The organism is Leptothoe sp. ISB3NOV94-8A (assembly GCF_043421595.1).
GTDB classification, from domain to species: Bacteria; Cyanobacteriota; Cyanobacteriia; order Phormidesmidales; family Phormidesmidaceae; genus Leptothoe; species Leptothoe turfae.
In genome coordinates this window covers 912,143-931,548 of the sequence record NZ_JAXSQW010000001.1, presented here as the reverse complement: position 1 = coordinate 931,548, position 19,406 = coordinate 912,143, and the positions used below count along the sequence as shown (strand labels likewise).

Annotated in this window: 19 protein-coding genes; 11 read left to right on the top strand and 8 right to left on the bottom strand. The window is 47.8% G+C overall.

All coding sequences use genetic code 11. The features are described 5' to 3' along the window. Nucleotides 1-22: 22 nt before the first annotated feature. Genes SPB21_RS04125 through SPB21_RS04115 form a run of 3 tightly spaced genes read right to left on the bottom strand, consistent with a single transcriptional unit; the run spans nucleotide 23 to nucleotide 1,957 of the window. Nucleotides 23-829 carry a PspA/IM30 family protein gene (locus tag SPB21_RS04125; protein ID WP_499865641.1) on the bottom strand — a complete coding sequence of 269 codons (807 nt, stop codon included), beginning with the start codon at nucleotides 827-829 and terminating at the stop codon, nucleotides 23-25. 2 nt (nucleotides 830-831) lie between these two features. After that, nucleotides 832-1,269 (bottom strand): hypothetical protein, encoded by a 438-nt coding sequence (locus SPB21_RS04120; protein ID WP_499865640.1) that lies wholly within the window; start codon nucleotides 1,267-1,269, stop codon nucleotides 832-834. Nucleotides 1,270-1,309: 40 nt separating this feature from the next. Continuing rightward, nucleotides 1,310-1,957: a hypothetical protein gene (locus tag SPB21_RS04115; RefSeq protein ID WP_499865639.1), complete on the bottom strand. Its 648-nt coding sequence runs from the start codon at nucleotides 1,955-1,957 to the stop codon at nucleotides 1,310-1,312. Between the two features lie 356 nt (nucleotides 1,958-2,313). Here SPB21_RS04115 and SPB21_RS04110 point away from each other — a divergent pair, with 356 nt between their 5' ends. The 4 genes from SPB21_RS04110 to SPB21_RS04095 all read left to right on the top strand — a co-directional run bounded on the left by SPB21_RS04110 (nucleotide 2,314) and on the right by SPB21_RS04095 (nucleotide 5,566). Continuing rightward, nucleotides 2,314-3,984: a site-specific DNA-methyltransferase gene (locus tag SPB21_RS04110; protein ID WP_499865637.1), complete on the top strand. Its 1,671-nt coding sequence runs from the start codon at nucleotides 2,314-2,316 to the stop codon at nucleotides 3,982-3,984. Nucleotides 3,985-4,045: 61 nt separating this feature from the next. Continuing rightward, nucleotides 4,046-4,210 (top strand): hypothetical protein, encoded by a 165-nt coding sequence (locus tag SPB21_RS04105; protein WP_499865635.1) that lies wholly within the window; start codon nucleotides 4,046-4,048, stop codon nucleotides 4,208-4,210. 184 nt (nucleotides 4,211-4,394) lie between these two features. Then, entirely contained in the window at nucleotides 4,395-5,186 is a 792-nt protein-coding gene (locus SPB21_RS04100) for a hypothetical protein (RefSeq protein ID WP_499865634.1), read from the top strand. A gap of 164 nt (nucleotides 5,187-5,350) precedes the next feature. Then, on the top strand, nucleotides 5,351-5,566 hold the full coding sequence (locus SPB21_RS04095; protein ID WP_499865632.1) for a hypothetical protein: 216 nt from the start codon (nucleotides 5,351-5,353) through the stop codon (nucleotides 5,564-5,566). On the opposite strand, the gene SPB21_RS04090 is transcribed toward SPB21_RS04095, so the two are convergent. Beyond that, the gene (locus SPB21_RS04090) at nucleotides 5,563-6,153 is read right to left on the bottom strand and encodes a hypothetical protein (protein ID WP_499865631.1); all 591 of its coding nucleotides are present in this window, start codon (nucleotides 6,151-6,153) and stop codon (nucleotides 5,563-5,565) included. The two genes, SPB21_RS04095 and SPB21_RS04090, sit on opposite strands and share 4 nt — an antisense overlap. A 56-nt stretch (nucleotides 6,154-6,209) precedes the next feature. Between SPB21_RS04090 and SPB21_RS04085 the strand changes: the two genes are divergently transcribed. Beyond that, entirely contained in the window at nucleotides 6,210-6,878 is a 669-nt protein-coding gene (locus SPB21_RS04085) for a phage minor tail protein L (protein ID WP_499865629.1), read from the top strand. On the opposite strand, the gene SPB21_RS04080 is transcribed toward SPB21_RS04085, so the two are convergent. Together SPB21_RS04080 and SPB21_RS04075 are read right to left on the bottom strand one after the other, a co-directional pair. Further along, nucleotides 6,875-7,447 (bottom strand): tail assembly protein, encoded by a 573-nt coding sequence (locus SPB21_RS04080; protein WP_499865628.1) that lies wholly within the window; start codon nucleotides 7,445-7,447, stop codon nucleotides 6,875-6,877. The two genes, SPB21_RS04085 and SPB21_RS04080, sit on opposite strands and share 4 nt — an antisense overlap. Next, nucleotides 7,444-8,271: a M67 family metallopeptidase gene (locus tag SPB21_RS04075; protein WP_499865627.1), complete on the bottom strand. Its 828-nt coding sequence runs from the start codon at nucleotides 8,269-8,271 to the stop codon at nucleotides 7,444-7,446. Before SPB21_RS04075 ends, SPB21_RS04080 begins: the two co-directional genes overlap by 4 nt. Nucleotides 8,272-8,446: 175 nt before the next feature. Between SPB21_RS04075 and SPB21_RS04070 the strand changes: the two genes are divergently transcribed. The 3 genes from SPB21_RS04070 to SPB21_RS04060 are packed head-to-tail and all read left to right on the top strand — an operon-like array spanning nucleotide 8,447 to nucleotide 12,630. After that, nucleotides 8,447-8,749: a hypothetical protein gene (locus tag SPB21_RS04070; protein ID WP_499865625.1), complete on the top strand. Its 303-nt coding sequence runs from the start codon at nucleotides 8,447-8,449 to the stop codon at nucleotides 8,747-8,749. A gap of 21 nt (nucleotides 8,750-8,770) precedes the next feature. Beyond that, nucleotides 8,771-11,920: a hypothetical protein gene (locus SPB21_RS04065; RefSeq protein ID WP_499865624.1), complete on the top strand. Its 3,150-nt coding sequence runs from the start codon at nucleotides 8,771-8,773 to the stop codon at nucleotides 11,918-11,920. Continuing rightward, nucleotides 11,890-12,630, top strand: a complete 741-nt coding sequence (locus SPB21_RS04060) for a hypothetical protein (protein ID WP_499865622.1) — start codon at nucleotides 11,890-11,892, stop codon at nucleotides 12,628-12,630. Before SPB21_RS04065 ends, SPB21_RS04060 begins: the two co-directional genes overlap by 31 nt. Nucleotides 12,631-12,752: 122 nt before the next feature. Here the strand turns inward: SPB21_RS04060 and SPB21_RS04055 are convergent, their stop codons facing one another. Next, complete coding sequence (locus SPB21_RS04055; RefSeq protein ID WP_499865621.1) at nucleotides 12,753-15,152, bottom strand: NACHT domain-containing protein; 2,400 nt, start codon at nucleotides 15,150-15,152, stop codon at nucleotides 12,753-12,755. A gap of 114 nt (nucleotides 15,153-15,266) precedes the next feature. Between SPB21_RS04055 and SPB21_RS04050 the strand changes: the two genes are divergently transcribed. The 3 genes from SPB21_RS04050 to SPB21_RS04040 all read left to right on the top strand — a co-directional run bounded on the left by SPB21_RS04050 (nucleotide 15,267) and on the right by SPB21_RS04040 (nucleotide 18,533). Next, entirely contained in the window at nucleotides 15,267-15,443 is a 177-nt protein-coding gene (locus SPB21_RS04050) for a hypothetical protein (protein WP_499865620.1), read from the top strand. 326 nt (nucleotides 15,444-15,769) lie between these two features. After that, nucleotides 15,770-16,114 carry a gamma-glutamylcyclotransferase family protein gene (locus SPB21_RS04045; protein ID WP_499865619.1) on the top strand — a complete coding sequence of 115 codons (345 nt, stop codon included), beginning with the start codon at nucleotides 15,770-15,772 and terminating at the stop codon, nucleotides 16,112-16,114. Nucleotides 16,115-16,325: 211 nt separating this feature from the next. Continuing rightward, nucleotides 16,326-18,533, top strand: a complete 2,208-nt coding sequence (locus SPB21_RS04040) for an NACHT domain-containing protein (protein ID WP_499865617.1) — start codon at nucleotides 16,326-16,328, stop codon at nucleotides 18,531-18,533. On the opposite strand, the gene SPB21_RS04035 is transcribed toward SPB21_RS04040, so the two are convergent. Next, nucleotides 18,523-19,398 carry a hypothetical protein gene (locus SPB21_RS04035; protein ID WP_499865616.1) on the bottom strand — a complete coding sequence of 292 codons (876 nt, stop codon included), beginning with the start codon at nucleotides 19,396-19,398 and terminating at the stop codon, nucleotides 18,523-18,525. The two genes, SPB21_RS04040 and SPB21_RS04035, sit on opposite strands and share 11 nt — an antisense overlap. Nucleotides 19,399-19,406 lie beyond the last annotated feature (8 nt).

The following is a 19,406-nucleotide window of genomic DNA, read 5'->3' as shown; positions in this document are numbered from 1 at the left end:
ATCAACAGCGTGGCCAATATCATCAAAGCTGATCGAGCATTCGCTTCAGCTCCTCTAGTTCCACATCAACCGCTGCACAGCTAACAAGAGTGTTCGAGGGTTCAGAATTGGGAGACTGGGGCAATTGCTGGATAGATCCCAATAACTGCGCTTTCATAGCTGCCAGTTCTTCATCAAAGTCATTGTCTGACTCTAGCATGGCAAACTGACTCTCTAAATCGGTTTCAGTAAGTTCTTCTTCTGCCTGCGAACGTGCCTCTATTTGCAGTATTTTCTCTTCCATGCGCTCAAATGCTGTCATTGCAATGCTGGCACCCAAATTGCCTGCTGTTTTTTGCAATTGCCCATTCACCTTAGCAGCCGCAATCTGCGCTTTCAGTCTGGTTTTCATACTTTTTGCTTCAGCGATTTTGGCTTCTAGAAAAGTTAGATTTTGTTTAAGGGTTTGAACTGAAGCTGGTTCTTGATTGATCTGAACTTCAAGATTACTGAGAATTCCAGTGTGCATCTTTTTACGGATCAGCGCTTCCCGTGCTAGATACTCATCTCCTTTTTGCAAAGCAAGATGTGCCCGCCGTTTCCATTTATTGACTTCCGTTTGTGCCTTTTCATACTGCTGTTGAAGTCGCTTTTGGTTGGCAATTACATTGACGATTGCTTGACGTGCGTTCTGAGAGTCTGCTTCCATCTGCTCGATCTCGCTATCTAAAAGCTTTTCTGGATCAATGCCTTGCTGAAGCAGACGATTTAAGCCAACTAAATCCAGTCCAACCTTATATTCAGCGCCAAATTTGGTAGTTGGACCATCGCTAAACTCGTCGTCACCCATTGTTAGTAAAGACCCTCTGCGTACAACCAATACTCAACCGCATCATAGGCTTGGTCTAAATCGCTGAGAAACCCAGCCAATACGCGATCGCTACCCACTGAATAGTCATGACGCTGATTGCCGTGAAGATAATAACTATGTGCTTGAACAATTTTGGTGCTGTCCGGAGTAAAGACAGCCACGCTCGTCATTCTTGATTCTCTGACGAGTTGAATGATTTGAATCAAGTGATAACCATCGCTGGTCATCGAGGTGATGGTGATGGAGTTTTCTTCCTGCCGGAAGCAAACGTTTGGCCCAACAAAAGTAAAGTCAATCCGACTGTTGCAATAGTCCTCAAGCGCATTAAAAAAACGATTCGCCCGCGCCTCACCTTGAAAACCTAACGAGCCAGCCGAGATCGCACTCGCTAATACCAAACTTTGTAGAAAACGTTTCATTTTTACCCCTTTACTATTGGTTAAAGTTTGAAGCGCACCCTTATTCACCTATTGCATTGTTCGCACTTTGGCCAAAAACCGTCCGCCAAGCTTCAACAGTTCCTTCTCCAATATCATTAATTACTTCGCCGCCTCTACCCTCAATGGACACACGGATGATGGCTTCTCCTGCTGGAGCGCTGGCTAAAATCTGTTTTTGCTCATCGTCTAGCGTGAAGTTGCCGTTTACTCCTTCTAGCGAAAAAACGATATCGCCAATTTTTACGTCTAGCGCATTGGTCTCGTACCAAATGACGTTCGTTCGGCAGGAGAAAACCCCACATCGTTTCTCCCGTCTGCGTGCGACAATCCTTACGCCTTTTTCTGACCAAATTGAGATGACCGATTCGTCCCAATTAGACCAGGCAAGATTACCTGAAAAATTATTATCTGCAACGGCTAGATACTCACCATCAAACGGGTGAACGATAAGTAGGGGACGAGACCAGGGTAGGTCAAAAACGCTATCACGCCAGTCGTTTATTTCTAGGCGCTCTATTTCTCCATCATTAAAAGTTTCTTTAGTATCATCTGTTTCACAGAATGCGGACGCTCGATCTTCGCAATTAGCTTGAACTGGGATGCCTGTTAAGAGGATTACCGAGGCTGCGATCGCAAGACAACCAAGACTTTTGTATAAAAATTTCATTGCCTGAGAAAATAGTAAGTACCCCTACTTTCTCAAGGTATTTTTGCTGACAGGACCTATATAGATCGCTTTACAGGTTTGAAATATAACACTGGGTGCCTGTTAGTACAGAGATTTGTAGTACACGCCCGATAACAGCTAAAATTGATTGATTACTGCGAATCATTCAATGTGAAGCAATTAAGTAAGCTGCATAGCAATCAATCAATGTCTACCATCGTTTTATCATTTAGCTCTTCATTGTTGTTTATGGCAGCTTTATGATAATTGCAAAGCTTGCGTCCAATGGCTTTGTAATTTCCTGGGACTTTACGTTTATCGAGAAGCGCTGACAAGAAGCTTTAAAATAAACACTTATGAATTATTTGTACTACGGGGATAACTTGGAGGTGTTAGGGAAGTATATTCCGAATGAATCGGTTGACCTTTGTTATATCGATCCACCCTTCAATTCAAAACGGAACTACAACCAAATCTACAATAATCTAGGTAAAGAAGACTGTGCTCAAGCCCAGGCATTTGTCGATACTTGGATTTGGGATGACTTAGCCATCAAGGGATTTCGGAAAATTGCTGCTAATGACAATGGCCTGTATTCAAAGCAGACATTATTGCTATTGACGAGCCTCGAAAAAGTATTGGGTAGAGGCAGCTTGCTTGCGTATTTGGTTAGCATTACTTTGAGAGTTGCCGAAATTCATAGAGTCCTTAAGCCTACAGGGAGCTTCTATTTTCACTGTGATCCGACAGCAAGTCATTATATAAAAATTGTCCTTGATTCAATCTTCTGCCCTAATGGTGGAGATTACAAAAATGAAATCACTTGGAAGAGGACTACGGCTCACAACGACTCTTCTAGGTATGGAAATAACGTAGACATTATCTTCTTTTATACAAAGAGCAAGGATTACACTTGGAACCCTTCTTACTCAATGTATACAGAAGACTATAAGAAGCGATTTAAGCGGAAAGATGCTAATGGTCGTAGATGGACTGATGATAACCTAACGGCTAAAGGACTGTCGGGGGGAGGGTATGAGTATGAATACAAGGGCTGTCATTCCCTGTGGCGAGTCCCACCAGACAGCATGGAGCGTCTAGATAGTGAAGGGAGACTGCACTTCACGAATAAAGGTGGGATTCGATTAAAGCGTTATCTTGACGAGATGAAGGGTATCCCATTGCAATCTCTATGGGATGATATCTCCCCTATCAATTCTCAAGCCAAAGAAAGGTTAGGGTATCCAACTCAAAAACCAGAAGCTCTACTCCAAAGGATTATCGAGGTTGCGACCAATGAAGGTGATGTAGTCCTTGATGCTTATTGCGGATGTGGTACAACCGTGGCCGCTGCCCAAAAACTAAACCGTCATTGGATAGGCATCGACATCACCTATCAGTCTATTGGTCTGATTATGAAGCGTTTAACTGTTTCTCATGGGAAATCCGTCATAGATAACATTAAGGTGGCGGGTGTTCCTAAGGACATGGAATCCGCGATCGCATTAGCTAATCGAGAGGATGACCGTGTGCGAAAAGAGTTTGAGAAATGGGCCATCCAAACATATTCTAAGAACCGCGCTGTCGTTAATAGTAAGAAAGGTGCAGATAGAGGCGTTGACGGTTTTTTACTTTTTCTAGAAGACCACGGCGGGGAGTATGGGCGCGTTATTTTTCAGGTGAAATCCGGCAAGGTAAGCTCCAGAGACATTCGTGACCTTTATGGCACAATGAATCGCGAAGATGCATGCATGGGTGTATTCATAACGCTTAAGCCACCTACATCGGCCATGCTCAAAGAAGCCAAGCAATATGGATTGTATGACAATAAAATAAACTCAGAATCCTATCCTGTCGTTGATATTGTCAGTGTCGAAGGACTTTTGACTGGGGAAAGACTGAGCGTTCCTATGGCACTTGAAGTCTTCAAAGTCTTGCCCAAAATTGCTGACAAATCACATAAGCAGTTGTCAATCTTGCCTAATGCTATTGACGATGGCTTTGATATTTATTGCCAGAGTGCTTGACATACTCATCCATCCAAATCAAAGATTATGGTCGGAGCACTAAGAATCATCTGCGTAGTCAATGAATCTCCCCAACAAACCCCAGCCTGCTGACTACGACCCGCACCACTCCGGTGCCTGTATCCCGGTGTATGAGACCAGGGCCGTTAAATCCCCTTCACCACAAACACCCCCTTCACCACATCCCCCGTCCCCGCGCTTTGCCCTGCTGGCGGTTGTACCGTAGATGGCTAAATAGAACTCTATCTATTATCGTCAAACAACAAATTAGATAGAATGGGCGAAGTTCCGATTAATCCCACCTCATGCTACCCTTCCGTCAAAAACAAACCTCAACCGCAATCTCATTCCACCGCATCGACGTTCCAGGATTCACCACAATCTACCTGAAGAAGCTGGGATACATCACCGTGAACGAAGCGAGCTCGGCTGAGGTGACGGACAATAGCCTGCTGGAATCTCAGTTAAGCTCTCAGGTGCTGACCCTGGAAGCAATCGCTGAGATCATGGAACAAACGGGGCTGAGCTTTGAGCACGCTAAGGCCAAGCTATTTGGTGAAATGATTCAAGTCGAAGGGGCTGAGGTGGTCACGGAAGAAAGCCAGAACCAACAGCTTGCTCTGTTCCGTAATATGGGTCGAGAGCGATACCTGCAACTCGGTCGCGCATTGGCCCAACAAAACCAAGACCGCAGTCTGATTGACCGCACAGCGACAATCCTGATTCAGGGCCGGACGCTGTACGGAATTCGATTAACCAAAGCGGCCCGTGCTGGGAAGGAGGAACTAACTATTGGGCCGTGCCCCTTCAGCCTGGAAAAAGGAACCTGGTTGAATGCCGATGGGCAATTAATCCAAACAGCAAAAGCTGTAGCAGAAGGCGATGAGACTATCCCCCTCAAAGAACCGTTGAAAAATCGCGTCGGTGGAGAGGTTGCTTTTCTTTGTGGTGAAGATCTCACCCCCCTGGTTGGCTATTCTGATTGGAGCGTTGAAAATACACGCGCCCTGCCCGTAGCACCCATAGATGCAGTCAGAAAGATCCATGAATTTTACCTCAGTGAACGAATGGCGTTCACCCAAAAAGAGGACGACTCCAATATGACAGCGGGAAAGTTAGAGAACTCGTCCGGGACCTCCGAAGCAGACGAGAAATTGCCACAGGAATTGATTGGAGCAGCGTCTACTGGCAGTGCTGCCTAGCCGGGCTCCCCGCCAGCGATCCTAGGTTTAGCTGGGAGAACTTTGGCAACCAGCCCGAATGGCTTGCACTTGAGGCCTATAGTCAGATCCTTAAACAAAAACGACGGGACGCTAATATTGCATCCCGTACGGCATCTTATGGGTTCGCTGGGATTCTGAATTCGTTGTCTGCTTTCGGGGGTGGCAAAGGGAAAGCGATCGCGGCTAATGACCTCCTACCTTTTGAACCGGAAGATAATAAGAAACCGAAGCCGATCAGCGATAAGGCCATTGATGTTATCTGTCGCATGTATGCCAAACTGCCTGATGCTGTGGCAGCTGCTGTCATTCAGATTGAAGGGATTGAAGATGAGGTGAATCGGCGAGCGAAGGTTGGCTAGCTGGCTCTCTTTTGATACTGAATCTTGCCCGATCTCGATGGCATTGCATTAACGAGATCTCTAAACTCGGTCAGCGCCATGGCCCCAATAACAGGCAAATAAGGACGAGCCTTGGACGGGAACATCCCTAGGCTGGTGAATGTGGCCCCCAGTATAAGCCCAGTTTGAATGTCAGTCCATCGGTCATCACGGCTGTTGGCCCCGGTTGCCTCGCTTAGTTTCACCACCCAGCGGTGCCATTGCTGACGATTGTACCCCTGATAACGATCGCTTACTGGAGAGCGATCGCACGAGTCGGATTCATGCCGATGACACACCCATCGAACAAAATTCTGAACGCGAACACGCTCAAACAACACCGGTATGGCCCCTGGGGCTCTGAACAGCCAACCCCGAGAGTCAACTTTGGTAAATAGCTCCTGGCTATAGGTCAGGTCGATATCAAGCCCTAACGGAGCTGCTGATTTAGAGAAGGTAGCGATCGCGTGGGCGTGTTCATCTGGAGATAGATCATTGGGCTGGTAAGCCAAACCGTCTACGATGCCGAATGAGGGCACATCTACCAATCGCCTTGTGACCTTTTGCATTGTTACCATGGTGCTGTATCAGCCCAATGCTAGCAAAAGAACTACGCTGAGCCAGAATGTCAATCACATCAGAGCTGCAATCTCTCGATCAGGACGTCATCATCCAGCTTTTTCGAGTGTTTGGTTATAATCCGGGCGCTGGCGACGAATTCTATTTCTGTGCTCACACTGGGGTAACGTTCCTCTCAAAAGTTTACACACCACGGGCTTGCTCTCTCTCAGGATTCAAGGTTACAAGCCAGGGCACGGAAATGCAGGCTGACTTGACCGTCTCAGATGCCGATCGCTTTCTGACTCAGGCAGATCAGCTATTTCCGCATATTGTTGGCGGGCGAGTTGATGTGTTGTATACGCGCCCTGATTATTTAGATGGTGGGCCACTGGGGAATTTACCGCAGAGCGATCGCGTCCTCTCTCAAGTACGGCTACGCATCATGAGTAGAGTGCTAGTACCAGGAGAATCGGCTACCTACCGGTTGGAGAATTCCATCTCAGCAGAGGGAAGATCTTTGCCAAACCGCAAAGCGCTGAGAAAATGCGATCCAACTGTACGGTATCGAGGTGCCGAATGCGGATATACGGGCAGCAGAATGTTCACGGTGACAGGGCAGCCCACCCTTAACGCAAATCTAGATCGATGCGGGAAAGGGCTAGCTGATTGCAGACTCAGGAATAACCAATCTCGCTTTGGTGGCGTGCCTTCGTTGCGGCGGCAACAAGACTAGCCTCTTACTTCGAATGAACGAATAGTGGCTGATGCAACCAAAGAGCCCACTTCAATCACGTAACCCAGCGCGAGAGGATACGGGATGCCTACTGATGCTGTATTAACCGGACCAGAGAATACGTTAGACCGTGTATTTTCTTCATCAGGATTAGGCGCATCAGGCTTTCCGCCCATTACACCCTGGAACAACAGCAGTCCGCCCATCACCCCAGTCATCAGCGGTGACAAGCCTAGAAAACCTACCCCTGAAATCGCTAAGCCGATCAATGCTACACCAGCAATGATTTTCCCAATTTGCCCGCCGCCGCTGATGACGGGATAGATATGCAGTTCTCCCTGAGATACCGATGCCTCACAGAAATCTATCTCATTTAGTTCTTGCCGGATACCGCATCGTTCTAGGACAACTTTAAACACAACGCCTAAATCTTCTGCTGCCCGCAGGTAAGGCTCCAGCAACGGAAAGTTGAATAAGGCCAAGCGAAATGCTTTGTGTGGTGCGGAGATCTCGGCTTCAAAATCCTGCGCTAACGTACTCAGGACGCCATGAAACTTTAGTGAAATCATGTCAGATGCCGATGCCTCCATGCAGACTTAGTTCGATTCTCCCAGATCGGACCAGAATGAACATACAACTCAGAGACCATGCCTGGCTCTTGCAAATGCAATGCTGTTTTCTTCTCAGGATCTATCACAATCGACACATGATGAGGCGTTACCCCAACCAAGGTAGACAGCAATATATCGTTCGCCCTCAAAGTCGCTCCTTCAGGCAGTTTAACGAATCCTTCACGACTAAAGTTTTCTCGATAAGCGTCCCAGCCCTCCACGAAACAATCTTGCTGGCGCTTGGGTCTAGGATAATTCCGAATTTCTATTCCCAGCTTACCCCGAAAATAATTGCGGAACAGCGTCAAGCAATCGCTACGAGGAAACTCAAAGCGCCATCCCAGATAGAAAGCCAATGAGCTAGGATTAGCCGACCCGCGACGCTCTAATGGATATGGATGTAGCCCATCTGGATCGAACAGATCCCACGACTCAAAATCAGGATGGCAATGATAAACCACATACGGGACATTCGCCGCGATCGAATTATGCACATCGTCCGGCGACAAATAACCGCTAACTTTAGGACTTGTGTGGGAATGGAAAACAGCCTTGATGCGATCTCGGTTTTCTTCAAAAAAGCTCTGAGAGTCTGGATCAATTGCAAAATGCGTTTCGCGGGCATCGCTGTACCCCGGATCACATTGCTTATACTCGTGCGCTATGTTCTCAGCGACATGCAGCGAATCGTCAGCCAAGACGAACCCACACACCTCGTAAGGAGATCCCTCTTGGGCCAGGACTGAGATCTTCTGTTTAACTGAAACAGCGATTTTATTCATTAATCAATAAAACGCGAACCTCACAAGAAGACCCGCGTTGGTACCTGAAAATCGTCAATGCGCCAATCTTAACACTCGCAAAAAAGCAAATAAAAACTAGCACAATTCGGCAAAACTCTCAGAGTTGCCCTCTGTTAAGACTGAAGTAGAATAACAGCAGTTTCGTCAATAGCCCATGTCCGCACCGTCGCCTAGCCTCAGAGTAGAAATAAAAGAAGGGTTTCCACTGTCAAGCCTTGCTGACAGCCCTTTGCTAAAAATACCCCCTGTAAAAGAATGGGCCGCCACAGGGAAAATCAAAGGTGTGGTTTTTATGTCTAGCTATGTTTCAATTAGCTTTTTTGACGAGGCAGATATGGAGTTGGTAGAAAGCCAACTTTCTGAATACGTGCCCTCTAATCAACTCAAATTAGAGGCAGAGAGCAGAGAACCCCAGAGTGTCCGCATCTACTTTAAGCCAAAAGGGTTAGCAGAATAGCAACAGTTCCTTTGATCGTCCATGTCAGCCCCCCAGTTAGAATTCAAGGTTTCTATCGATGTCGAAATGTCAGCGGCATTTGGTGGCTATGCGTTGGAGTTGGGCGACGAATACGTTTCAACTGGTGCAAATTCAATTGTTCCTCGGATTGAGTGGCAAGTTGGGTCAAACGCAGTCCCACAATTAGAGCGAGATCGCCTGAAGGATTTGCTAGACCTGTACCATGGGTGGATCCCGTTTCAATGGCAACCGTATGATGGGTGGCCATTGGCATTAGTGATTTGCAAAAACTATGAATTTGAAGAACTCCGAGGAGAGCCTAACCCACTTTACAATTTTAGCGCCACATTTATTGAAGAGCCGGGCGGCAGCTGCGAAGAATTGAGGGCAGAGCTAGACCCGTCATTGATGCTTGATATACTCGACGGCATTGACGACCATCTTACCCGCTTTACGAGAAATCAAGCGCCGTTCCTGATTAACAATGATGGTGTTTCGATTAACAGCTTTCACGAAGTGCTTGGGCGGGGTGGCTATTTCCCCGCAACAGCAGGAACGACCGAAGGTCAAGCAGTTGGGGTTAGGTCAGCCATCAAAGCGTATCGGATTACGGGTGCGCAGTCCTGGCTTGACCGCGCTATCCTTCTGGCTGAAGCCATTGAGGATTATTACTATGTTGTCCCTCCTCCACCTGTCGGCGGCAATGCTTTCGATTACTTCTACGTGCCGCACTGGTTAATCAATGCGCGTGGCAGTTTCCCGACGAAAGGTATTCAAAGAGATCCACCGATTTCTAATGGCCGGTTTGGCGAGATTTTTACTTTTAGTAATGGCGTTGCTACGATTCCCGGCGGTCTGTTAGCTGATGTTTATAAGGTCTATTCCACTGACGGCTTGTTGCTATGGCCCTACGTCTACTCCCCGCTAATCCAAGGCACTGAGTACACAGTTAATTATTGGGTTAGCGACCTACTACTAGAAGGAGATCGCTTTCGGATTGCACCTGACTACATCCAGCCTGGAGGCACGCCATTAGTACCAACGACTGAGGGTGCTGGCACGATTGCTTTAAACTCCAATTATTCAGGCCAAGCAATTGTTGTTTATTCAGATTATTCAGGTCCCACGGTTGGGGTAAACGAAAAGTTTGAGCCATCGCCATTGCTGCGTCCAGTTGGCGCGACGGAAAGTTTTGCTGCCTTTGATGTGTTTCCCTGGCTATCCGAAGCCTATGATCTGCTATTCGAAGAAACCGGCGATGCTAAATGGGCGCGGGCGCGGGATGCGACCATTGGAACTGCGATCGCGACGGCTACGGTTCCAAATATTTCGTATTTTTATAAAAAAGAACCGTTCTACGACATTCCGCTAAGGTGGCCAGGGTCGCAGGTGTTTTGGATTTTCAACAACAACGAAGGGACCATTGAGCGTATTAACGGAGGTGCAAGGGACCAGTGGTTGCGCATCGTTACCAGTACACCGGATCAGCCTTTCGCTTCGATGGAAGTGCAAAATTTTGCCACCATTGTCCAGCTTTATGATTACGGCACGATATCGATTGAGGTGGTTTGCTCGGTCGATGCGATTCTAGAAATTGTGCTCTCAGCGAGCACGGATGCCTTTGACCAGTCCCAGCTTTATAAGGTGTTCATGGTGGCACAAGCCAATGTACCAATCACACGCACCTTTAACGCTTGGGATTTTGCTCGCTATGGCTATGGCTTTGAGGTGGGCGACTACCGATCAGGCGGCGAACAATATTTAGTGTGGCATCCGCGCCTGGCCGATAATCCTGTTTATCTTTATTCTGACAGTGACCCCGACACGATCTCAGAGTCGGAATTGATCGAAGTGACCGCGCCGTCAGTGCCCGGTTCATCACAACTATCAAGCGGTCTTGCCGTTCGGCTAACACTGCGAAAGACAATCTTCGCTGGCGCTGGCTTGGTGCTGCTGCAAAACGATGGACGCTCTCTCGGCGGTGCCACGAACCAACCACCTCAGCTATATGTGAGAGTTCAGGGCGGGGTTGTGACCTGCTTTATTACAGATGCCGACGACGACAAATACTCACGTGATATCGGCCCATCACCAAACTGGCAATTAATACCGGCGGGCTGGGTGAATTATGTCGGTGGTACAGACGCTGTAAATTCTCAGCAGATTCGCGGAATTGAGTTTGAGCCAGACGACGACAACCAAACCGTAACAGTGGATGTGCTTTGGGCTGGCGAGGTTCCGCTAGAGCGCATTCCGCTACCGTTGATTATCTACAAGGGCTCATTCGTATCGCGGGTGCAGGCGGCTCACACGATTGAGATTGGCGACTTTAAGCCGAATAACAATCCATTTGACGAACTTCCCTATACACCCGGTGTCTGGCCGTTCACAGTCAATACGGACAATGGGTTGGTTGAGGCTTATCGTGGTTCGCCCTATGCCGCATATCAATCGCCATCATTCTGGATTAAGCAAGGCAACAGCGAAGCCGCTGACAATGTGATTGAGTTCCTTTCCGATGCGCAGACGGCTTATTTCCAGCAACATCCCACTGGCAGGACTGGATTATTTGCACCGGTACTCAATTGGGCATCCTGGGACACCATGGCTGTCTCCCAAGACCAGATCAATAAATTTTCCTGGATTGGCGAAGACCCTAATACGCAGTGGATTGGGTACACGGCCAGGACAGTCGTTGAGGCTGCCTACTCCTGGTATCTCAGGCCAGGGGATGCGATCGCACAAACTGTCGCTATGCGAGCTCTGCAATTTCTCAACAATGACTATTATTTGCGTGGTCAGGTACGACCATTGACAGACATTCTGCCAGCGGCTGACCCGGTTTCTCTTTACGAAGAACCACACGCCTCCGCACTGATTATGAAAGCGGCGATCTATGCCAATCTTGCAGGAGGTGACCCAACCATTACCTGGCCGCTCATCATCCATACTTGGCGACATCTTAAGTCTCAGTACATTGATACGATTAGCGATCCGATGCGTGGGTCATTCACTGCTGGGCAGCCTACCTTTGATTCGGGGGGGACGACGTATCGTGAGAATTTTGCATTCTGGGTATTCGAGCAAATTGAGGCGATCTCGCTACTCTATGAATTCCGCAGTGAGCTGACCATCCCGCCATGTGGCCTTACCTACCTGGGGGCACCTTGAATCTAGACGCACTGCCATACAAATGGGACCCCAACATTCAACGGTTTCGATGGATCAATGGCGCGGCGGCTGGCAAACTAGCATCAGAGAAAGCTGTTCTTTCTGTAACCAGCAAGGTCATTGATGCGGAATCATCCCAGCTAGAACAACTGGGGCGCGATTTTTTTGCTGGCAAGCTGAACGCTCGTGAATTTCAACAACAGTCTGGTGAAGCACTACGCCGCATCCATGGGTCAAGTGCAATTATCGCTAAGCGTGGCCCGCAAAATGTGACAAATGAAGACTGGGCGCAAATCACAGAGATCCTCAAGCGTCAGTTTTATAAAGGTCGTGGTGCTGATGGCAGACCCTACGGGCTGAAGCATCTCACCGCTGATGTAGAGCAGGGTAAGGTCAGTGAGGCTCAGCTTGTTGCCCGGCTTAAAATGTATGCAAAATCAGGCAGGCTGTCCAGCGATTTAATGCAGCGACGGGCAGCAGCAGTAGAGGGCAAGCTCTACGCTACCCGTCACCTATCTCCTAATCATGTTCATTGCGCCTCTTGCCTGCGCCACCAGCAGCTCACGCCACGGCTCGCTAGTGAAATCACGCCGCCCGCTACTCAGTGCGAATGTCGCACTAACTGCAAATGCTATGTGTTGTTTATGTCGCTGGAGGATGCAATCAAGGGTGGGCTATCAACGGCTTCGGGCAGGCTGTCAGCTGCGTGACTTGACGCTCATCCAACCAAATCAAAGATTATGGTTAGAGATTCTTCTTTCATAGAGTCTTGGCTAGGCTGAACGACCCCAGCCCTCAACAACCCGTTTCCAAGCTTACGTCAGGGTGAGCATTAGTTATCGTCAGGCCCCATCCCAGTTAGCAACCTAGACTCAATCGCTTCCCATTCCTTGCGAGACACACGGACAGCGGCGTTTTTGCAGTCGATGATCAGCTCGACAGCGTAGAGGTACTTTTCTAAGGCTTGGGCTTCTTCAAGTGAGAAGGTTATAAGTTCTCTGTCTAAGTGAAAGAAGGTTAGGAAGGTGTCAAGTAATTGATCAGCAAAGTTTTGCCAGTCATTAGATATAACGTCCTTGAAAGGAATTTGTTTTTGTAGGTCTTCTAACTCTGTTGATAGTGCACCATAGTCGATGGCTTTGGCGATGGTGCTGGCCCTGGCGATGGCTTTGGCGATGGTGCTGGCACTGGCTCTGGCGCTGGCTCTAGCGATGACACTGTCGCTGTATTTGTCCATGGAAATGGCCCTAGGACTATATTCGTCGCTATCGAGGACTCTGATACAATAGTCGACGATTGAGATTTCGTTTTTGATTTTGCTGGCGATGACGTTGTCGATTTTGCTGGCAAGGTCAAGGGCACTGGTACTGGCAGTACCAGTGCCGCTGTCAAGGGCACTGGTACTGGCTTTGGCGATGGCTTTGGCGATGGCGATGATTCTGTCGGCTCTAGCTCTAGAGCCAGGGAGGACGATAGGTAAGGCACTGGCGATGGCACTGCCACTGTCTTTGGCGATGGCAGATACCAAAAGCCACGCTCTTGAGGCTAGCAATTTGTTGCTAAGCTGTGACCTATCGCTCAGGTTTGTTGCCCACTGTAATAGTCCTTGTAACTTCGGCAGGCTAATAAACGTATTGGCCTGTTGCTCCATCGCCAGCAAAAGCTCATGACTACGCCCACCTACCAATCCTGACACCAATAAAAACACCTCTCGCCAGCGTTTATCTGTCAAATGCTCGCAAACTAATTCATCAATAAGCCATTGACTGCTGATGTACTGCGCTGCAAGGTATTCCTGGAGTGTCAAATGGGAAAACGAGTAAGCATTCGCAGCTCGCTCTACCAATATCCCTTGTTGAAATTCAATGGCATTGAGTACATTGGCACCGTCAAGGTACTTTGGAGCATCCAACGTATCAGCAAGAAACGCTGCAATCTGTTCAGTAATCTCCTGTTCTAAGAAAAAGAGCTGATCGTCTGTGAAATTTTGATAAGCAATCTTAGACAGTAATTCTTTTTCCAAACCAGTATGCAGGCCTTGATAAATTGGGTCTCTTTCAATATTACGCTTCATATCCCACTTTTTCAGCAAGACATTTAGCCCTTCTTTATAGAGTTCGGCTTGATTACTTGGAAAACTGCCTGCATCTTCGAACACAATACAAAGCATGGTAAGCAAAAGTGGGCTGGAGGCTAACTCCTCAATTCGTTTATTTGTTTTCAGGTTTTGAATAAAGCTTTCTGCTTTAACTTCATCATCTTTAGCATAGAACCACTTATTAACAAAGTTAGCGATCTGTTCATCATCAAAGTCGGCAATTTCAACCTCAGTAAAGTGCTCAAAAGTAAATTCCTGTGCAGCAATACGACAAGTGATCACAAATCGATTCCGGTCAAAGCGATTGGTTAGACTCTGAATCTGTTGTATCACTCGAACAGAATCTACCTTTTTTACCTCATCTAAACCGTCAAGTAATATAAGCACCTTGTCTTGTCTCAATAGCTGCTCAATAAATGTTTCGTCCGAGTCTGTTTTGCTTTTCGGGACAGATGCTAATCCATAATCCAGCAACAGCTCATTCAAATAGCTCAGCAGCTCTGGTTGGTTGGGAGCTTCTGCAAACTCTTTAAGTGATACAAAGACGGGGACATATTCACTATGAAAACTATCGGTGAAGCATTGAATTGCCAAATGTTTGAGAAATGTTGTTTTCCCAGCCCCCGGTTTACCCAAAATCATGAGTTTATCGTATCGTTCAGTAGCCTCTAGTCCTGGAATCGAATCTGTCGAGGAAGCATTTTCGGTTAGCTGGTCGACACTTAGCCATCTGCGTCCGGTGATTTTTTCCAGAATTTTAACGTTGGTATAGATATCATCCAACCCAATCGGTTGGGACATATCAAGCACCTTCATAGTGCCGTAGCGCTTTTGCACTTTGTCTTGAATAATATCTCGGACAATGCCAACCAGTTCATCTGAACTATCGGGCCTGTTGTCTCGTGCAGAACCCGATTCCTCAGGTTCTGCGATGTCATCCCAGGCGACTTCGAGCTCTTCACAAATGGGTTGAAATATGCGCCTTTCAACCCGACCTCGGTCAAAGAATTTACCTACTGTTTGCCGAGAGCAATTGACACGACCTGCCAAAAATTCCTGTGTCCAGCCTTTGCGCTTAAAAGCTCGCTTAGCTGTTTCAATGCCTGCGATCGATGCTCGTAATGACCGTGCCATAGGTGTTATCGGAACTCTTACATATGTTTGACATAACTCCAACCCCGTACTTTAACCATGGCTCGTCAACGTTAGCGCACGCTGGAAGAGTCATCCAAGTAACGGAGTTCAATCATGCAAACGGCTATTCAACCTACACCCAATAATCAATCTATTCAAACACAGCTGCCACCAGCAGTGACGCATGTAACACCTACACCGGTATCTCAATCAGGTGATCTGAACACCTTCATCGTCGTTGTGGCCGTTACCGTACTGGCCAAGGTGCTATTGGGTCGCTCTGAAAAGTGAGGGTTATAACCTTGGAAGGCAGGGGTTAGACAGCTGCTAGCCCTTGTCCCACATCTATTAACAAATAGCCCCACCTCCGACCTTAGTCGGACATTTCAGCCCTGAAGTCTCTAAAATGCTCCACCAAGGTCTTGTCGAGCATGAAGGACGATGCCACGACAGAAAGTCTTTAGGAAATATATTTGGAGGGTAACTGTACTGAAACTTTCCACATAGCATGTTCACACTGGGTAGATAGGCTGCAAGGTCGCAGTATAGTAGGCCAATAAGGGCAGATAGACTGAAAAAGTAGATCTAGTAAAGAGTTAGCTACCTCAAGGAGATCGATGACTCACCGACTTTTCGTCTATGGAACGCTGGCCCCAGGTCGACCTAACGAGCACGTCTTAGCAGATGTTCCGGGAAACTGGGAGCCAGCCACTGTCATTGGTACTCTGGTTCAAGAAGGCTGGGGTGCAGCGGTTGGCTACCCAGGTATCATCTTGGATAAACATGGCAGTGAAATCAAAGGTTTTCTCTTCAGTTCGGAGAGGTTGGCTGAGCACTGGTCTCGCCTTGATAAGTTTGAGGGTGAAGGTTACGAGCGCGTCCTAACGACTGTGAAGCTTGAAGACGAGACAGCCATGGATGCCTACATTTATCAACTCCGCGCAAAGCTCTTACATTCATAGATAAGAGTAATCGGTATAAACGCAACGTGCTAAGCAGCAGTAGGTTAAGGCTGAATTTACAAGGTTGTAGCACCCATCAATCAAACCAGCTTTAATAGCTATAGATACAGAAAGCGGCCCCCAACCGCCAAGTTAGAGCCGCTTTCTGTGTGTAGCTGATCATGGTTAAGTATGCTGTAGATATACTGACCCTCAGCTCAGTCATGCCCTAATGGTGAACGTTGTCTGGTTACTCGCTCAAGCCGCTGAAAATGCTACGGCCTCATCACCAGAGGACCAAATTTCGGAATGGCTTAGCAACGTTCCGGGACTTGCCTGGGGCCTGGCAATTCTACTGCTCGTAGGAGGCGTGATTCAATCTATTGACTCAGTGCGAGACTGGTCTAATAGACTGCTTAGCAAACTCCGCCCCCAAAAACGCGAAATCACCGATGAACAGCGGCAGGAATTACGTCGGAAGTTAATAGACATTGCCCTACGGGAAGTCGTCAAACGTCTAGAGGATTCTCTACACCATAAGATTCGTCTAGACCTGAAACGAAAAGAACAACGTGAGCGCGTAGGACGTCGTGATTTGACACCGGTTGACGATTTTGAATCGTCGGATCAGTTCATTCGTCGTGAATTTAATCCCTTTGACTCACCTTCCCCAGCAACCCCTATAGCTTCTGGCATCTCAACGTATGACCTCCTAGCACGAGATGATATTCAGGGTCGACTGCTCATCCTGGGAGAACCTGGTTCTGGCAAAACGAATGAGCTTTTGGCAGTCGCTAAAGCATTACTGCAAACGGCACAGCAATCAACCGATCAGCCTATTCCCATCATTTTTGAATTATCAGAATGGTCAAGCAACAACGAGAAATCATTTGCTGATTGGCTAAGCGATCAGCTCAAAGAGAAGTACAACGTTTCTCCTGATGTATCGAAACAATGGATCGAACAGAATCAGCTATTCCCCTTACTTGATGGCTTAGATGAATTGCGGCGGGTGGATGAGGCTGAAGCGGCTACGTCTGAAAAGATGGATCAAAAACGTCAGGCCAAACAGATCCAATGTATGCGAGCCATTAACGCGTTTTTAGATGTACATCCAGCCATGTCGATGGTCGCGTGCTGCCGTCGTAAAGAATATGAGGCATTAGAAGCCCAAGGAGAATATCTCAAACGGTTAAACGGGGCTATCTATCTTCAAGCACTCGATAACAATCAAATTGAACAATACTTCAAGGATTCTAATCGCGGTCCTTTGTGGGACACTCTGAGAAATCAACCCCAGCTTCTGAACTTAGCCCGTTCTCCACTCTTCCTGCTCATGTTTGTTGTGGCATATCAGGGACAGCCGATTCAGACAACAGAGGAGTTATTGGATCTCTACATTGAGAAACAGCTTGATGATTTGAACAATCAAGGAGCCTATCCACCAGGGCGATCTCCGTCTAAAGAGAAGACCCATCACTATCTCAGCTGGTTAGCCTCTAAGCTTGAAAAGCGAGGTGTTACGGAGTTTTTAATTGAGCGATTACAACCTGACTGGTTGGATCGAAAACAAGATCTGAAGCGATATATAGTCCTTTTTAGGCTAATTTTCGGGCTGGTTGTTGGGTTGATTGTCGGGTTAGGTTTCGGTCTGAGTGGTGGTCTGAGTGGTGGTCTGAGTGGTGGGCTAGCGGACGGACTGATTTTCGGGTTGTTCGGACTGATTGTCGGCCTGAGTGGCAGGCTAGCGGACGGACTGACGCCTATTAAACTACCAGAAAACCTGAGTTTCTTTTGGGGAAAGGCGTTGCGCTATGGACTGCGTGTCGGGCTAATTGTCGGGCTGATTCCCGGGCTGTTTTACTTGTCAACTTACTGGCTGATTGCTGGGCTACATGTCGGGCTGCGTGTCGGGTTGAGTTTCGGGTTGAGTTTCGGACTGATTGGCGGGGTGCTCGCCGGGGTGCTCGCCGGGCTAACGATATTAGAATCTGATATTGATAAAAAACAATCGCCTAATCAGGGAATCAAAAGATCACTAAAGACATCTATGGGTGTTGGGCTGATTAGCGGGTTGAGTTTCGCGCTGCTTGGCGGGTTGAGTTTTGCGCTACTTGACTGGTTAATTGCCGGACTGGGTGAAGAGCTAAGTGCCGGGACGAATTTCGGACTGAGTCTCGGACTGATTGTCGGACTGATTGTCGGACTGATTGTCGGACTGACTGTCGGGATGACTGTCGGGATGATTGCTGTCATCCAACATATCTCCCTACGCCTTGTTCTCCACCAATCTGGCGTTGCCCCCTGGAACTACGCGAAATTCCTTGCCCATGCCGAAAACCATCGCTTCATCCAGCGTACCGGCGGACGCTATCGCTTTGTCCACGCACTACTGCAAAAGCACTTTGCAGAACGTTATCTGCAGCAGCCTACTCCTTAAACAACTCCAGCACCCTCTCCGACCACTTCAGATGCTGGTAGGTAGTCATGTCACCATTACCACCAGTAGCCGCAGTCATCGACGAATATTCTTTACCTCGTTCAGTCGGCAGGTAGCTGGGCTCACCCTTAGCTGGCTTCTGGTTACTGATCTGCAGCCCCAGCTCTTTCAGCAACCGGTTAACCTTAACAGCACTAATACCTAGACGCTTACCCAAAGAGGTCGGAGTTAACCAAACAACATCCTCAGCATCAACCGTATTAGTCGCTGCTAGAAACTTCTGAGCAGGTAAAAGAGACGATGCTAACTCAGGACAAGCCTCTTGAGCCGTCGATAATAAAATTCCCGCCTTCAAGCTGTTTGACTGTTGGGGGTTATTCCCGAATTCAAGATCTGCAAACGCATCTCTGACGATTTCAATCGCAAGCTTTGCCTTTTCAGCTGGGGGTAATGTCAGTGGGGCTGGCTCTGGAGCAATGTTTTTAACTTCGACTAACCCTTTGGCTGCATAACAAGTGGCTCGAATACCCATATCTAAAAACTGATCACAGGCATGCTCAGCTTGCTCGGTACACCATCGGCCAGCTTTGTAGGCATAGTATTTAAGGATGACACCCAATGCCTGATCAGGAATGCCAGTCTCTGAAAACTGCTTTACCTGCGCACCCTTAAAGCCTTTAGCTTCAAGCATTTCAGCCAGCTTACTCTGTCTTGCCTGCGCACCCTTAAAATGTTCTCGCAAGGCGTTTTCACCTCTACCAGCCAATCGTCCTGCGGCTCTGATGCTAACAATTGCTACACCGTCACTTTCACGTATGGTTATCTCGTCTGCGATATTTCGAAACTCGATTATTTCACCGCTCATTTTTTAAT

What these genes read in the sequence shown, in the direction of transcription:
- SPB21_RS04075 (WP_499865627.1), bottom strand. Translation starts at nt 8,271, where the DNA reads ATGAATAAAATCGCTGTTTCAGTTAAACAGAAGATCTCAGTCCTGGCC.
- SPB21_RS04050 (WP_499865620.1), top strand. Translation starts at nt 15,267, where the DNA reads ATGCAAACGGCTATTCAACCTACACCCAATAATCAATCTATTCAAACA.
- SPB21_RS04120 (WP_499865640.1), bottom strand. Translation starts at nt 1,269, where the DNA reads ATGAAACGTTTTCTACAAAGTTTGGTATTAGCGAGTGCGATCTCGGCT.
- SPB21_RS04065 (WP_499865624.1), top strand. Translation starts at nt 8,771, where the DNA reads ATGTCAGCCCCCCAGTTAGAATTCAAGGTTTCTATCGATGTCGAAATG.
- SPB21_RS04080 (WP_499865628.1), bottom strand. Translation starts at nt 7,447, where the DNA reads ATGATTTCACTAAAGTTTCATGGCGTCCTGAGTACGTTAGCGCAGGAT.
- SPB21_RS04045 (WP_499865619.1), top strand. Translation starts at nt 15,770, where the DNA reads ATGACTCACCGACTTTTCGTCTATGGAACGCTGGCCCCAGGTCGACCT.
- SPB21_RS04070 (WP_499865625.1), top strand. Translation starts at nt 8,447, where the DNA reads ATGTCCGCACCGTCGCCTAGCCTCAGAGTAGAAATAAAAGAAGGGTTT.
- SPB21_RS04060 (WP_499865622.1), top strand. Translation starts at nt 11,890, where the DNA reads ATGTGGCCTTACCTACCTGGGGGCACCTTGAATCTAGACGCACTGCCA.
- SPB21_RS04055 (WP_499865621.1), bottom strand. Translation starts at nt 15,152, where the DNA reads ATGGCACGGTCATTACGAGCATCGATCGCAGGCATTGAAACAGCTAAG.
- SPB21_RS04040 (WP_499865617.1), top strand. Translation starts at nt 16,326, where the DNA reads ATGGTGAACGTTGTCTGGTTACTCGCTCAAGCCGCTGAAAATGCTACG.
- SPB21_RS04085 (WP_499865629.1), top strand. Translation starts at nt 6,210, where the DNA reads ATGTCAATCACATCAGAGCTGCAATCTCTCGATCAGGACGTCATCATC.
- SPB21_RS04105 (WP_499865635.1), top strand. Translation starts at nt 4,046, where the DNA reads ATGAATCTCCCCAACAAACCCCAGCCTGCTGACTACGACCCGCACCAC.
- SPB21_RS04125 (WP_499865641.1), bottom strand. Translation starts at nt 829, where the DNA reads ATGGGTGACGACGAGTTTAGCGATGGTCCAACTACCAAATTTGGCGCT.
- SPB21_RS04035 (WP_499865616.1), bottom strand. Translation starts at nt 19,398, where the DNA reads ATGAGCGGTGAAATAATCGAGTTTCGAAATATCGCAGACGAGATAACC.
- SPB21_RS04115 (WP_499865639.1), bottom strand. Translation starts at nt 1,957, where the DNA reads ATGAAATTTTTATACAAAAGTCTTGGTTGTCTTGCGATCGCAGCCTCG.
- SPB21_RS04090 (WP_499865631.1), bottom strand. Translation starts at nt 6,153, where the DNA reads ATGCAAAAGGTCACAAGGCGATTGGTAGATGTGCCCTCATTCGGCATC.
- SPB21_RS04110 (WP_499865637.1), top strand. Translation starts at nt 2,314, where the DNA reads ATGAATTATTTGTACTACGGGGATAACTTGGAGGTGTTAGGGAAGTAT.